This is a genomic window from Serratia sp. CY74737 (assembly GCF_052166775.1).
Lineage (GTDB): Bacteria > Pseudomonadota > Gammaproteobacteria > Enterobacterales > Enterobacteriaceae > Serratia > Serratia ureilytica.
On record NZ_JBJNOF010000015.1, the window covers coordinates 167,377 to 181,048 of the forward strand.

Here is a 13,672-nt window from a genome sequence, read left to right on the forward strand (position 1 = left end):
TACAGGAGCCTGATGTGAAAGTCTTTATCTCTGCGGATATCGAGGGGATCGCCGGCGTGATGCGGCCGGAGCAGTGCAACCCGGCCCACGCCGACTATGCGGCGGCGCGCGAGCTGATGGAGCAGGAGGTCAACGCCGCCATCGACGGCGCTTTTGCCGGCGGCGCCACCGAGGTGACGGTGGCCGACAGCCACGCGATGATGCAGAACCTGCGCGCCGAACGCATCGATGCGCGGGCGCGCCTGGTGCAGGGCAAACCGCGCGGGCTGTCGATGGTGGAAGGGCTGCAGCATCAACGTTACGACGGCCTGATGTTTATCGGTTATCACAGCGCCGCCGGCGAGCGCGGCGTGCTGGCGCATACCATCAACGGCCGGGCCTTTTACCGTGTCAGCCTGAACGGCGAGGCGGTAGGCGAAAGCGATCTGTATGCGGCGGCGGCGGCCGAATTAAACGTGCCGCTGTGGCTGGTGAGCGGTGACGACGAGCTGCAACGCTGGATCGCTGAACGTTATCCGCAATCCGGCTATGTTTGCGTGAAGCGCGCCCTCTCGCAAACCGCCGCCGAATCACTCAGCCCACAGCGGGAGCGCGCCGAGATCCGCGAGCGCGCGATGCAACAGGTGCGCCAGGGCGCCAGACTGCCGGTGGAGCGCCGTTTTATGCCGCCTTACCGGCTGACGCTGATGGCGGCCAAACCGGTGCTGGCGGATCTGTTCAGCCTGGTGCCCGGCGTGGAGCGCCAGGATGCGCTCACCGTGGCCTTCGACAGCGACAACATGGCGGCGCCAATCCGCCTGCTCAGCGTCTTCTCCTATCTGGCGACGACGCAGAGCTGACCCCCGGTGCGGGTTTCCGCCCGCACCGCACGATTCTCCAATAGAAAATCCCTCTTCAACATTAAGCCTACTGGATAATAGGCTACGCTAATTATTGCTCTGTTGTGCTATGTCACCTGACCGGCGCGGCAAGCCATTCCCATAATTAGCGCTGTTTCGCCGAAGGCAGTGACGCCTTCGGTTTTTTTGGAGTCATGAGCAATGAGCATATCCCAAGTTCCGCTTTCGCGGCGGCGGTTTATCGTCGGCGCCGGGGCGTTGGTGATCGGCGCCTATCTGCCGTCCACCGGTGCGCTGGCGCGCTCGAACGCCCCGGCCGCCGCCGGCGCGACGGCGTTTGACGCCAACGCCTTCGTCCAGATCGGCGCCGACGGCATCGTCACCGTCATCAGTAAACACACCGAAGTGGGCCAGGGGGTCTATACCGGCATGGCGACGCTGGTCGCCGAAGAGCTCGACGCCGACTGGGCGCAGGTGCGGGTCGTGGCCGCGCCGGTGGACACCGCCGTCTACAAGAACCTGGCGTTCGGCTTCCAGGGCACCGGCGGATCCAGTTCGGTGGCCAACGCCTATGAACAGATGCGGCGCATGGGCGCCATGGCGCGCGCGCTGCTGGTGCAGGCCGCCGCACAGAGCTGGAAAACCTCGGCGCAGGAAATCACCGTGCAGGCGGGCAAGATCCGCCATGCCGCCAGCGGGCGCGAAGCGGGCTTCGGCGAGTTCGCCGAGTTGGCCGCCACGCTGCCGCCGCCCGATCCCGCCAGCCTGGCGCTGAAGGATCCGACCAATTTCACCCTGATCGGCAAAACGCGCGGTTTGCACCGCGTCGATTCACTGGCGAAAACCAACGGCAGCGCGCAGTTCTCGCAGGATATCCACGAGCCGGACATGCTGACCGTCACCATCAAGAAACCGCCGCGCTTCGGCGGCAAGGTGGCGACGTTCGACGCCGAACGTGCGTTGGCGGTGCCGGGCGTGGTGGCGGTGAAACAGGTTGCCACCGGCGTGGCGGTTTACGCCAAAAATACCTGGGCGGCGATCCAGGGGCGGGATCGGCTTAGGGTCACCTGGGACGATGCGCAGGCGGAGCGACGCAACACCGAGGAAATCTACGCCGAATTCCGCCAGGTGGCGCAGAAAACCGGCGTAGTGGCGAAGAGTCTCGGTAAGCCGGACGAGGTGTTCGACAAGGCCGATAAGGTGATCGAGGCCGAATACACCTTCCCCTACGTCGCTCACGCGCCGATGGAGCCGCTGGACGGCTATCTGTTCTGGGACGGCGAGAGCGTCAAGGCGCGCTACGGCTGCCAAATCCAGACGCTCGACCACAAGCAGCTGTGCGATCTGTTCGAGCTGCCGCCGGAGAAGGTGCAGATTGAAACCATTCTGGCGGGCGGCAGCTTCGGCCGGCGTATCGATCTGGGCAACCCGACGCTGGGGCCGGATCTGGCGGCCGACATGGCGGCGGCCGCCAAGGGCATCGGCCCCGGCCACGGCGTGAAGGTGGTATGGACGCGCGAGGACGACATCCGCAACGGGTGGTATCGCCCGATGATCCTGCATCGCCTGCGCGGCGCCATTCGCGGCGGCAAGGTGGTGGGCTGGACCGATACCGTAGTCGGACACTCCTGGACGCGCCACAGCGCGATGGATGCGCTGGTGGTCAACGGCCTCGATCAGATGATGGTCGAGGGCGCCAGCGAGGTGCCTTATACCTTCGAAGCCTTCCGCTGCGATGCGCATATCGTGCCCGGCAAGGTGCCGACCACCTCGCTGCGGTCGGTCGCCAGCACCCACACTGGCCACGCGGTAGAGAGCTTTATCGATCAACTGCTGCAGGAAACCGGGCAGGATCCGGTGGAAGGGCGGCTGGCGCTGATGGGCGACGCGCCGCGCGCGGCGGGCGTGCTGCGGGCGGTGGCCAAAGCCGCTGATTGGCAGGGCGCCAAGGTGGTGGACGGACGCGCGCGCGGCGTGGGCGTCGCCAAGGCGTTCGATACCTATGTGGCGCAGGTGGCCGAGGTATCGATCGGCGAAGGCGGCATCCCGAAAGTGCACAAGGTGTGGTGCGCGGTGGACTGCGGCGTGGCGGTGAACCCCGACGTGATCCGTGCGCAGATCGAAGGCGGCATCGGCTACGGCCTGAACCTGGCGCTGTACGGCAATATCACGCTGAAAGACGGCGTGGTCGAACAGTCCAACTTCAATAATTTCCGCCCGCTGCGCATCAATGAGATGCCGGAGGTTGAGGTGATCATCGTGCCCTCGACCGAGAAACCGACCGGCGTGGGCGAACTGGGGGTGCCGACCATCGCTCCGGCGGTCGGCAACGCGCTGGCGCTGCTCGGGCGGCCTCGCGCCTCGCTGAGCCTGCCGCTGCATAATCCCACTGCGAATCCGGCGTCTGACAAGGAGAGAACCTGATGATTCATTTAACCGTAAACGAGCAGCCGCTGACCTTTGAGGGCGATCCGCACATGCCGCTGCTGTGGTTTTTGCGTGACGAAGCCGGCCTGACCGGCACCAAGTTCGGCTGCGGCATCGCCATGTGCGGCGCTTGCACCGTGCATCTGGACGGCGTGCCGGTGCGTTCGTGCATGACGCCGGTCTCCGCCGCCGCCGGCAAGAAAATCACCACCATCGAAGCCGTCGGCGCCACGCCGGAAGGCAAGGCGGTGCAGGAAGCCTGGCTCAACCTGGACGTGGTGCAGTGCGGTTACTGCCAGTCCGGCCAGATCATGAGCGCCAGCGCGCTGCTGGCCCAGAGCAAAAACCCGAGCGATGCGGACATTGACGCGGCGATGGGCGGCAACGTCTGCCGCTGTGCCACCTATGTGCGCATTCGCGCCGCCATCCACCAGGCCGCCAAGGCGTTGGGTTAGGGAGAGATGCGATGAGCAACGCCTTGAAAGGGCTGTTATGGCTGATTATCGCCGTGGTGGTGTTGGCGGGAGGATACGTGCTGTACACGCTGCTGCGGCCTGCCGGCGCGGAGCCTGCGGCGCCGATCGCCGGGGCGCCGGCCGGCATGACCGATAAACTGGCGCGCGGCGAGTACCTGGCGCGCGCCGCCGACTGTGTGGCGTGCCATACCGCGCCGGGCGGCGCGCCTTATGCGGGCGGCTTCGCCTTTAAGCTGCCGTTCGGCACCATTTACGGCACCAACATCACCGCCGACAAGGAGACCGGCATCGGCAACTGGAGCGACGATCAGTTCGTGCGCGCGGTGCGTGAGGGCATCGGCCCGCAGGGCAACCTGTACCCGGCGATGCCGTACACCTCGTACACCGGGCTGAGCCGCGACGACGTGCTGGCGATCAAGGATTATCTGTTCAGCCTGCCGCCGGTGAAACAGGCCAATCCGCAAAACGATCTGTCGTTCCCGTTCAACCAGCGTTGGGGCATGAAATTCTGGAACCTGGCGTTCTTCCAGGAGCAGCGCTTCGCGCCGGATCTCAACAAGGATGAACAGTGGAACCGCGGCGCCTATCTGGCGACGGCGCTCGGCCACTGCGGCGAGTGCCATACGCCGCGCAATCTGGGGTTCGGCCTTAACCAGAGCAAGCACCTGAGCGGTGAAGTGGTGCAGGGCTGGTTCGCCGCCAACATCACGCCGGACAAACAAACCGGCATCGGCGGCTGGAGCGACCAGCAGCTGTCGCAATATCTGGCCACCGGTCATGCGCCGGGGCGCAGCAGCGCCGCCGGCCCGATGGCGGAAGCGGTGGAAAACAGCCTGCAGTTCCTGACGCCGGAAGATAATCTGGCGCTGGTGAAATACCTGCGCGATATCGAGCCGATCGCCGGGGACGACGCCGCGGCGGTGAACCTGCAGCCGAAGGGTGCGGGGGCTTCCACGCCGATCCTGCCGGGCGGGCAAGACAGCTCGCTCGGGCGCCGGGTGTTCGCCAACGACTGCAGCGGCTGCCACCAGTGGAACGGGCCGGGCCGCCAGAGCGAGTACGCGTCGCTGGTCGGCAGCACGGCGGTGAACGATCCGCAGGGGCGCAGCGTGGTGCAGGCCATCCTGAAGGGGACAAGCATCATCGTCGGCGAGCGGCATGAGATGATGCCGGCGTTCGGCAGCGCGTATTCCGACGAGGAAGTGGCGGCGGTCGCCAACTTCGTGGTCGGCCACTTCGGCGATAAGCAGGGCAACGTCACCGCCAAGCAGGTGGCGGAGCAGCGCAAGCAGTAGCGCATCGCGGCCGCCACGGCGGCGAGCAGGATAAAGGCGGCGATATCGCGGATATTGCCGCTTTTTTTATAAAACAGGACAGAGCAGTTTATTCTTTCTGCATAGAAGGATCGACGTCATACGTGAAGGCGCAATTTCATTCTATCTCTCCCTCTCGCTTTCTGTTTTTCTCAGCATGAACGTTGTGCGCATTTATGCACGTGCATAAAGAAAATAACCGAATGCAAAGAGGCGGGTATGACAGGGAATATGATCGATTTGGTTTCATACACTTTTGCAACTGCCTTCACGCCCGGCCCCAACAATATCGTTGCGTTGGCATCGGTCATGGCGCTCGGTCTTAGGCGCAGTGCCCCCTTTTTATTGGGAATAGGCGCCGGAATGGGCGTGACCATGTTGGTCACGGGGGCATTGACCTCCTGGATCTTGCTCACCTTTCCGGCGGCTGTCGTTTTTTTAAGAGGACTGGGATTTATTTATCTGGTCTGGCTTGCGTATAAAATTGCCACCAGCAGCCGTTTTGACGAGGAACAACGCGAAAACGGTTATGGTTTTCTTAGCGGTTTTGTTCTTCAGGTTATCAATGTAAAAATCATACTGTTCACCATAACGGCCATTTCCGCTTTTATCATTCCGGTCGGTAGCGGCCTGTTGTTCATTTTAGGGGCATGCCTGGTCACAGCATTGATAGCGTGTTTGGGCACGCTGACCTGGGCGGTCGCAGGGGCGTTTCTCAAAAAAGCTTATCTGAGGCACTTCAAAGCGGTGAATATAACCATGGCCGCCGTGCTGATCTATTTCGCCTGCAAAATGATTATTTAAGCTGTTCGGGGTCTGTAGGTGAGCCGCGGTTAATCGCCCTGGCTTAATTGATTGAAAAGATAATCAAAGACCACGCGCACGCGCGCCGGGCAGGCGTGCTGATGCGTATGATAGAGGTTGACCGGCCAGGGCGGCGGGGCGTCGCCCGGCAGAACGGCTACCAGCTCACCCGCAGCGAGGTGTTTTTCAACCAAATACCCGGCCAGTTGGCCAAAGCCTAAACCGGCGAGCACCGCTTTACGCTCTATATCGGGCGTGTCGGTGACGAAGGCGGCGGACTTCGGGTAGAGATAACGTTTTTGGCTAAATTCCCAGGGCCAGTAGCGCCCGGTCTTGCGGTTCACCAGCGCGACAATCGGCAGATGGGCGAGTTGGTCTACCTGCTCCGGCGGCGGCAGGCGATCGAGCAGCGTCGGCGAGGCAACCAGATGGAAAGGCATGGTTCTGGGCTGGCGAACGATACAGGTTTGGTCGTGCAGAAAGCCGATGCGAATGCCGATATCAATTCTTTCTTCGACCAGATCGCTGTGGATATTCGACAGGTGGAACTCGATCGTAATCGCAGGATACTGGCGCGCGAATTCCGCCAGTATCGGCATGACGACCTCGCTGCCATAGGTATGCGGCGCCGTAATGCGCACCACGCCGCCGAGATCTTCCGCCGCTTTCCCCTGCGGCTGAAACAGCCTGTTCAACTGATCCATCGCCGTTTTGGCCTGCTCAAGAAAACCGAGGCCGAAATCCGTGATCTTCACGCTGCGGGTATTGCGGTGGAACAGCTGCTCACCGAGCACCGACTCGAGCTCTTTGATGGCTCGGGTCACTTTTTGCGGGGAAATGCCGAGCCTGGTCGCCGTGTGTTTAAAGTTCATCTCCTCGGCGGCGGCGCAGAAAATGCGCAAGGCTTCTTGTCTGTTTTGCATGTTGACCTCTTTGTTCCAAAAAATGGAATTCTCAAAGCATAACACTTCCATTTACCGGGCGGAAACGGCGGATAAAGTATTCGCACTGACCCTAACAAGAGGAACGAGAAATGAACCGTATTTCAGGCAAAGTGGTGGTGATTACCGGCGCCAGCAGCGGGCTGGGCGAGGCGACCGCATTACATCTGGCCGCGCAAGGGGCGACGGTGGTGGTGGCGGCGCGCAGGAAAGATCGTCTTGATGCGCTGGTTCGGCAAATCGTTGGCGACGGCGGCACCGCGTTGGCGCTGCAGGTGGATGTGACGAAGCGCCAGGAGGTCGAAGCGATGATCGCCCAGGCCGTCAGGCAGTTTGGCAAGATTGATGTCCTGGTCAACAACGCGGGGCTGATGGCAATCGCACCGCTGAGTGCCGTAAAGGTCGATGAATGGGAACGGATGATCGATATCAATGTGAAAGGCGTGCTGTACGGCATCGCGGCAACCTTGCCGCTGTTCGAAAAGCAGCAATTCGGTCATTACATCACCATTTCCTCCATTGCCGGCAAGAAGGTGTTCAGCCCCGGCGGCACGGTCTATAGCGGCACCAAATTCGCGGTCAGCGCGATCGCCGAAGGTTTGCGTCACGAAGTCGGCGGGAAGATCAGAACCACGACGATCGCCCCCGGCCTGATCGACACCGAACTGAAACAGGGCAGTTCGCACGCGGAAAGTTTGCAGGCCGTCGGCGAACTCTACCAGAGCCAGGCAATTTCTGTCGATGCCATCGCGCGCGCCATCGCCTATGCGATCGAGCAGCCTTCGGATGTGGACGTGAGTGAGATTGTCATCAGGCCGACCGTGCAGGAGTTTTAAATCGCCAGGGGGCATTCCCAGCAGGGCTTTTAGCCGTATCTTCTTATCGTTATGAGGTTTTCTATGCGTCGCAATCTGCTTATTGGCGCCTTTTTCGCCGCTTTTTCTGCCGCTGCAATGGCCGCGGCGCCTTTTTCTACAATAGACAATCCCGGGTTTTACCGGATCATGCTGGGCGATGTGGAAGTGACGGCCCTGTCTGACGGCATCAGCCCGATGCCCGCCGATAAAATCTTGATCAACACCCGGCCGCAGCAGCTTGAAAAGGCGATGGCGGCCAACAACCTGTCGCTACCGTTGCCGACCTCGGTGAACGCCTACCTGATCAATACCGGAAGCAAACTGGTTCTGGTTGATGCCGGCACCGGCGCGCTGCATGGCGAAGCGCTGGGCAAAATGATGAAAAACCTGAACGCTTCCGGCTATCAGGCGGAGCAGGTGGATGAGATTTATTTAACGCACCTGCATCCCGACCATGTGGGCGGGTTGATGGCGGACAAGCGTCTCGCCTTCCCGAACGCCACCGTCTGGGTGGAAAAAGACGAAGTCGCTTTTTGGCTGAGCGAAGAGAAAAAACGGCAGGCGGAAGAGAAAGATAAACGTTTCTTCGATGCCGCCATCGCCTCATTGCAGCCTTACGCCACGGCGGGGAAACTCAAAACGTTTGAAGGCAATCAGGTGCTCACCCCGGGCATTTCGGCTATCGATACGCGTGGGCACACGCCAGGGCACAGCGTGTTCGCCGTCGAAAGCAAAGGGCAAAAGATGGTGATTCTGGGGGATATGATCCACGTCGGCTCGGTGCAGTTTCCCGATCCGAATGTCGCCATCGCCTATGACATCGACGTCCCCGCCGCCGTTGCGCAGCGCAAGCGGCTGTTCGATGACCTCGCGCAGCAAAGGGCGCTGGTCGCAGGGGCGCATTTGTCTTTCCCGGGCCTTGGCTACATCAATAAACAAGGGAAAGGTTACGACTGGCAGCCGTTGAACTATGGCGCGATGAATCCACATTAATCGGCATGAGAGCAAGGCAAGAAGGCAGACGAATAATGTGAAGGGGCCAGGCGGCCCCTTTTTGCCGACGTTCAGAAAGCCGCTTCCGTGCAGAGCGCAGGGCTTTCACACGGTACGTTGTGTGTTATTTTGGCCGCTGTGGATAACCGGCAATCGGGTAAAAGAGGATGGGCAATTCGGCATTTATGCATCGTTTTGACGCATTGGGCGGGCTTGAACTGCTCGTCGCGGACTTTTCAGACCATCGGTTTGACGTGCATTGGCATGATACCTGGTCGATTGGCGTTGTCCTGCGCGGCGCCAATAACAACAGCGCCAAAGGCGATGCCGACGGTATCGTCAGCAGCGGGCAAGTCAGCCTCATCGCGCCGGGGCATATGCATGCCGGGACGGTGCTGGGAGAAGAGGGATGCCATTATTTCATGTTTTACCCCAGCCACGAGATGCTGCTGGACGCGGCGGAAAACATGGAGATGCCTCTGCCGCCGGCAGTGAAGGGGAAGCATATCGACCATGCGCCTTTCGCCAACCGGCTGTGTGAGGCCGCGACGGTATTGACCGCGGCGCAATCCAGCCGTTTCGACCAGGAGGTGGCCTGGAGCCACTGTGTGGCGGATCTGCTGGCGGTGTGTTCCCCGCGGCGCGCGCCATTGGCAGACGCCGGCATCGCACCGGGCTTGCGCAGGGCGAAAGAGTATCTGCACGATAACCCGGCGCGGGAAGTGCGTCTGGAGAGGCTGTCGCAGGCCGCCGGTCTGTCCAGGTTTCACCTTTGCCGCCAGTTCTCGGCAACATTCGGCTTGTCGCCGAGCCGCTATCAGCGGCAGCTTAGGTTGCAGCAGGCGAAGGCCTTGCTATCCCGGGGCGGCGACATCGCGGAAATCGCCATCGCCTGCGGGTTCGCCGATCAGTCGCACCTGGGCAGGGCGTTCAAGTCGAGTTACGGCGTGACGCCGCGCGGCTATCGCGATCGCTGCATTTGAGCAATATCGTTCTATCTCGCTGACTTATGGGGGCCGACAATGCGCCTATTTACGACGCGAGAAAATCATGGTCATCGAATTATCCACGCTGGGTTTATTTGCCCTTTCGGCCGCCGCCTTAACGCTTATTCCCGGCGCCGATATGCTTTGCGCATTGTCCAACGCCGTCAGCCAGGGAACGAAAGCGGGGCTGATTACCGTATTGGGGGCGGTCACCGGGGTGATATGCCATGTCTGTTTTGCGATTGCCGGCGTCACGGCGCTGATCGCCTCTTCGCCGCTGTTGTATCAGCTTTTTGTCATCGGCGGCGCGCTGTACATCATGTGGGTTGGGTTGAGCATTTTTACCCAGGCAAATGCGATTGGCCTGGAAAGCCACGGCGAGCGCAAAAGCGGCAAAAGGCTCTATTCGCAAGGATTGCTGACCAACCTGCTTAACCCCAAGGCCATTATTTTCATGCTGGCGTTTATTCCGCAGTTTATTCGAGTGGAGGCGGGCAGGCCGGGAATGCAGATGCTGATATTAGGCATTGAACTCATCGTCATCATGTTTCTGATTGAAGTTCCCCTGGTATTTCTGGCGGGAAAGATCGCGCTGAGGATAAAACGGCGTCCGGTCATCGGGATTTATATCAATAAATGCTTCGGTGGCGTCATTCTGTTATTAGCCTGCACCATTTTGGCCGCGCGTTTACTCTAAAAATGCCACTTCTCTTTTGGGCAAAGTTGTTCGTTCGATAAGGTTTTATGTTCGCCCCGCTATGCTGCTCGGCGAGCATTTACCGTAATCTTCTCCCGAGTTTCACAGACACTGAGGAGAATGACGAATGAAACGCTTTGAAAATAAAGTTGCCCTGGTGACGGGCAGTTCAAAGGGCATTGGCGCAGCCATTGCTAAACGCCTGGCGGCGGAAGGCGCCGTGGTTTTCATTAACTATTCCCGCGGGCGTGAAGATGCCAACCGGTTGGTTAAAGAGATCAATGAGCAGGGCGGCGTCGCTTTTCCGCTGCAGGCCGATGTCGGCATTGAGGCCGAAGTCAACGGCCTGATGCAAAACATTGTCGAGCAGTATGGTCGCCTGGACGTGCTGGTCAATAATGCCGGGGTTTATGCCACCAATAGCCTGGAAGCCTTCAGCGACGCGGAATATGAAAGGCACTTCAATTTAAATGTCAAAGGGCTGATTTATTGCTGCAAGGCGGCGGTCGCCGCCATGCCTGAATCGGGCGGCAGCATCGTCAATATCAGCTCCAGCGTGACCTCGTTTACGCCGGCCAATTCGCTGGTTTATACCGCTTCCAAAGCCGCGGTGGATTCGATCACCAAGACGCTGGCCAACGAGCTTGGCGGGCGCAAGATCCGGGTCAATGCGGTCAATCCTGGCTTGGTCATCACGGAAGGCGTGCATGACAGCGGCTTTTTCGATGCCGATTTTAAAACGCACATTGAATCCATCACCCCGCTGGGGCGCATCGGCACACCGGAGGATATCGCCCCGGCCGTGGCCTATCTCGCCTCGGACGAGGCGGGTTGGGTGACCGGCGAGAGCCTGATCGTCGGCGGCGGTTTGCATTAATTTAGCGAAGAATGGAACAGAAATGACATTAGATAAAGCCTACGGGCCACTGATTAACGGCGTATTCGAGCTGGATGGCACGGACATTCATCCCGTTATTTCCCCCTCGACCGGGGAGCGCCTGGCGGATTTGCACTACTGTAACGAACGGGACGTCGAACGCGCCGTATTGGCGGCGGAAGCGGCTTTCCCCGCCTGGAAGGCATTAGGGCAGCAGGCCCGCGCCCGCCTGGTGGCGCAGCTGGCGGATGTGCTGGAAAGCGATCTGGAAAGAATGGCGCAAATCGACGCGCGGGATGTGGGCCGCTGTATCAGCGAAGTGCGCCGCGATTATCAAACGGCAGTCAGACACTATCGCTATTTCGCCGCGGTTGTCATGGGGCACGAAGACAGCGGCAGAAGCATCGCGGACGGCTACAGCCTGGCGAAACGCGAGCCGCTTGGCGTCTGCGGGCAGATTATCCCCTGGAATGCGCCGGCGATCATGGCGGCGTTCAAGCTGGCGCCGGCGCTGGTGACCGGCAACACGGTGGTGCTGAAGGCCGATGAAAACGCCTCGCTCTCCACGCTGGAGCTGGGCAAGATGATCGCCAACATTTTCCCTGCCGGCGTCGTCAATATCATTACCGGGCTGGGGAGCGTGGCGGGGGCGGCGCTGACCGGCAACCGCAAGGTGCGCAAGCTTTCGTTCACCGGCAGCACGGAGGTGGGCAAGCGGGTGGCCAAGGCCGCCGCGGAGCGGTTGGTGCCCGTCACGCTGGAGCTGGGCGGGAAGAGCCCCAATATTGTGTTCCCGGACATCGAGGACATGGATGCGGTAGTGGACAACGTGACCTTTGCCGCCATCCACAATAACGGTCAGTCCTGCCTGGCGGGCACCCGGCTGTTCGTCCACGCGGACATTTACGACCGTTTCAGCGCCAAACTGGTGACGGCTTTCGAACGGGTGCGCGTCGGTTCACCGCTGGCCGAGCAATCCCGGGTCAGCTGCCTGGTTTCTGAGAAGCAGGGCAAGCGAGTGCTGGCTTATATTCAGACTGGCCTCGAGGAGGGCGCCACCCTGCTGACCGGCGGCAAGCGCCGCGCCGTCGCCGGCTGCGAGCACGGTTACTTCATTGAGCCGACGATTTTTGCTGCGGAAAATGGCATGCGCATTTGCCAGGAAGAAATTTTCGGGCCGGTGCTGACGCTGATCAAATGGTCAGACTACGACGAGATGATCGCCCAAGCTAACGACAGCGAATATGGGCTGGCGTCGGGGATCTACACCCGCAGCCTGAAAAACGCCCTGGCGACCGCAGACCGGCTGGAAGCCGGGTCCGTTTGGATCAACCGCTATTCGAACATTACCGATGGCACCGCGTTCGGCGGTTACAAGAACAGCGGGATCGGCCGCGAGTTCTGCAAGGAAACGCTCAATGCCTACACGCAGATAAAAACCATCACGCTGCAGACGGATCTGCCCGCGGTCTGGTTTGCAGAATAAGGATAAGATCGGCACAGGGACGTGCCCCCGTTGGCCGCTTCAGGGGGTATGGCTACCGATATAACTCCTTGGCGACGCGCCCATGCTTTTCTTGAACGCGGTGCTGAAAGCGCTTTCCGATTCATATCCCAGGTCAAAGGCGATCTGGGATATTTTTTCTTTATTGGCGACCATTCGCTCGATGGCCAGGCTAAAACGCCAGATGCGAATGTATTCGTTGACGCTGTAGCCGGCCAGCTTTCTGAATCGGGTAGTAAAGGCGGTGCGCGACATGCCGGCCACGCCGGCGAGCTCGTCCAGGCGCCATTTTCTGCCCGGCTGGTCGTGTATGCGGGTCAGCGCCAGGCCAATATGTTTGTCCGCCATCGCGTAAAACCAGCCCTCGCCGCGGCCGAGCGCGCCGGAAGAGAGCAGCATGCGCAGCGCCTGCGTCAAAATGATCTGCAGCAGATGCTCGGTGATAAGTTCACTGCCCGGGCCTGGCGTTTCTATCTCCGACGAGAGGCGGCTCAGGAAATCCTTGATGCCGGCGTTCTCCTCCCGCTGCGTTTTAATCACGATGGGTTCGGGCAGGCTGGTGATAAAGCGGAAGGTATCGTTGATCTGAAATACGAAGCGGCAACCCACAAAGGAGAAATCGCACCCGCCGTTGCTGAAACAGGAGGAGCGGTCTTTCATCACGTGAATTTTTCTTATATCGATGGCCGGCGCGTTAGGGTTATCAAAAATGCTGAATTCGCGCCCGCTGGATAAGATCAGCACATCGCCTTGTTCAATCGGGTAACTGTTGGCGTCGCCCGCCAGTTTAATGAAAAAAGATCCGCGCTTGGCGATATAAATTTTCATCCCGGAATAGCCGGGAAACAGCGCTTTGGTATTGGCGCTCATGTCGAACGTCACAATTTTCTGGCTGCTGATTTTTAGCCTGGAAACAATATCGGATAACGGATCCATTATTACCTGCTTGTCTGATGCG

At 60.2% G+C, this 13,672-nt stretch carries 13 protein-coding genes; 11 read left to right on the top strand and 2 right to left on the bottom strand.

What is annotated here, in order from left to right; all coding sequences use genetic code 11:
* Positions 1 to 14: 14 nt before the first annotated feature.
* From ACJ8PE_RS20555 to ACJ8PE_RS20575, 5 genes are all read left to right on the top strand, one after another.
* A complete protein-coding gene (locus ACJ8PE_RS20555; RefSeq protein ID WP_197792877.1) occupies positions 15 to 839 on the top strand; it encodes a M55 family metallopeptidase in 825 nt (274 codons plus the stop codon).
* A 201-nt stretch (positions 840 to 1,040) separates the two neighbouring features.
* Positions 1,041 to 3,263, top strand: coding sequence for a xanthine dehydrogenase family protein molybdopterin-binding subunit (locus ACJ8PE_RS20560; protein WP_197794424.1), 2,223 nt, complete (start codon positions 1,041 to 1,043; stop codon positions 3,261 to 3,263).
* Positions 3,263 to 3,721: a (2Fe-2S)-binding protein gene (locus ACJ8PE_RS20565; protein WP_033650458.1), complete on the top strand. Its 459-nt coding sequence runs from the start codon at positions 3,263 to 3,265 to the stop codon at positions 3,719 to 3,721. Before ACJ8PE_RS20560 ends, ACJ8PE_RS20565 begins: the two co-directional genes overlap by 1 nt.
* Before the next feature lie 11 nt (positions 3,722 to 3,732).
* On the top strand, positions 3,733 to 5,037 hold the full coding sequence (locus tag ACJ8PE_RS20570) for a c-type cytochrome (protein WP_197760564.1): 1,305 nt from the start codon (positions 3,733 to 3,735) through the stop codon (positions 5,035 to 5,037).
* Between the two features lie 237 nt (positions 5,038 to 5,274).
* Positions 5,275 to 5,859 (top strand): LysE family transporter, encoded by a 585-nt coding sequence (locus ACJ8PE_RS20575; RefSeq protein ID WP_099782964.1) that lies wholly within the window; start codon positions 5,275 to 5,277, stop codon positions 5,857 to 5,859.
* Between the two features lie 29 nt (positions 5,860 to 5,888).
* Here ACJ8PE_RS20575 and ACJ8PE_RS20580 read toward each other — a convergent pair whose 3' ends face one another.
* Positions 5,889 to 6,782 (bottom strand): LysR family transcriptional regulator, encoded by an 894-nt coding sequence (locus tag ACJ8PE_RS20580; RefSeq protein WP_099783203.1) that lies wholly within the window; start codon positions 6,780 to 6,782, stop codon positions 5,889 to 5,891.
* Positions 6,783 to 6,892: 110 nt separating this feature from the next.
* Between ACJ8PE_RS20580 and ACJ8PE_RS20585 the strand changes: the two genes are divergently transcribed.
* From ACJ8PE_RS20585 to ACJ8PE_RS20610, 6 genes are all read left to right on the top strand, one after another.
* Positions 6,893 to 7,636: an SDR family oxidoreductase gene (locus ACJ8PE_RS20585; RefSeq protein ID WP_197792875.1), complete on the top strand. Its 744-nt coding sequence runs from the start codon at positions 6,893 to 6,895 to the stop codon at positions 7,634 to 7,636.
* 168 nt (positions 7,637 to 7,804) lie between these two features.
* Positions 7,805 to 8,650 carry an MBL fold metallo-hydrolase gene (locus tag ACJ8PE_RS20590; RefSeq protein WP_232095588.1) on the top strand — a complete coding sequence of 282 codons (846 nt, stop codon included), beginning with the start codon at positions 7,805 to 7,807 and terminating at the stop codon, positions 8,648 to 8,650.
* Between the two features lie 167 nt (positions 8,651 to 8,817).
* Positions 8,818 to 9,633 carry an AraC family transcriptional regulator gene (locus tag ACJ8PE_RS20595; protein WP_232099387.1) on the top strand — a complete coding sequence of 272 codons (816 nt, stop codon included), beginning with the start codon at positions 8,818 to 8,820 and terminating at the stop codon, positions 9,631 to 9,633.
* Between the two features lie 67 nt (positions 9,634 to 9,700).
* Positions 9,701 to 10,333, top strand: a complete 633-nt coding sequence (locus ACJ8PE_RS20600; protein ID WP_099782968.1) for a LysE family translocator — start codon at positions 9,701 to 9,703, stop codon at positions 10,331 to 10,333.
* Positions 10,334 to 10,460: 127 nt separating this feature from the next.
* Positions 10,461 to 11,210, top strand: coding sequence for an SDR family NAD(P)-dependent oxidoreductase (locus ACJ8PE_RS20605; protein WP_197792874.1), 750 nt, complete (start codon positions 10,461 to 10,463; stop codon positions 11,208 to 11,210).
* 22 nt (positions 11,211 to 11,232) lie between these two features.
* A complete protein-coding gene (locus ACJ8PE_RS20610) occupies positions 11,233 to 12,696 on the top strand; it encodes an aldehyde dehydrogenase family protein (RefSeq protein ID WP_197792873.1) in 1,464 nt (487 codons plus the stop codon).
* A 39-nt stretch (positions 12,697 to 12,735) separates the two neighbouring features.
* Here the strand turns inward: ACJ8PE_RS20610 and ACJ8PE_RS20615 are convergent, their stop codons facing one another.
* Positions 12,736 to 13,650 carry an AraC family transcriptional regulator gene (locus ACJ8PE_RS20615; protein WP_117188391.1) on the bottom strand — a complete coding sequence of 305 codons (915 nt, stop codon included), beginning with the start codon at positions 13,648 to 13,650 and terminating at the stop codon, positions 12,736 to 12,738.
* Positions 13,651 to 13,672 lie beyond the last annotated feature (22 nt).

Coding starts and splice junctions, on each gene's coding strand:
- ACJ8PE_RS20560 (WP_197794424.1), top strand. CDS start 1,041: ATGAGCATATCCCAAGTTCCGCTTTCGCGGCGGCGGTTTATCGTCGGC.
- ACJ8PE_RS20565 (WP_033650458.1), top strand. CDS start 3,263: ATGATTCATTTAACCGTAAACGAGCAGCCGCTGACCTTTGAGGGCGAT.
- ACJ8PE_RS20570 (WP_197760564.1), top strand. CDS start 3,733: ATGAGCAACGCCTTGAAAGGGCTGTTATGGCTGATTATCGCCGTGGTG.
- ACJ8PE_RS20575 (WP_099782964.1), top strand. CDS start 5,275: ATGACAGGGAATATGATCGATTTGGTTTCATACACTTTTGCAACTGCC.
- ACJ8PE_RS20580 (WP_099783203.1), bottom strand. CDS start 6,782: ATGCAAAACAGACAAGAAGCCTTGCGCATTTTCTGCGCCGCCGCCGAG.
- ACJ8PE_RS20585 (WP_197792875.1), top strand. CDS start 6,893: ATGAACCGTATTTCAGGCAAAGTGGTGGTGATTACCGGCGCCAGCAGC.
- ACJ8PE_RS20590 (WP_232095588.1), top strand. CDS start 7,805: ATGCTGGGCGATGTGGAAGTGACGGCCCTGTCTGACGGCATCAGCCCG.
- ACJ8PE_RS20595 (WP_232099387.1), top strand. CDS start 8,818: ATGGGCAATTCGGCATTTATGCATCGTTTTGACGCATTGGGCGGGCTT.
- ACJ8PE_RS20600 (WP_099782968.1), top strand. CDS start 9,701: ATGGTCATCGAATTATCCACGCTGGGTTTATTTGCCCTTTCGGCCGCC.
- ACJ8PE_RS20605 (WP_197792874.1), top strand. CDS start 10,461: ATGAAACGCTTTGAAAATAAAGTTGCCCTGGTGACGGGCAGTTCAAAG.
- ACJ8PE_RS20610 (WP_197792873.1), top strand. CDS start 11,233: ATGACATTAGATAAAGCCTACGGGCCACTGATTAACGGCGTATTCGAG.
- ACJ8PE_RS20615 (WP_117188391.1), bottom strand. CDS start 13,650: ATGGATCCGTTATCCGATATTGTTTCCAGGCTAAAAATCAGCAGCCAG.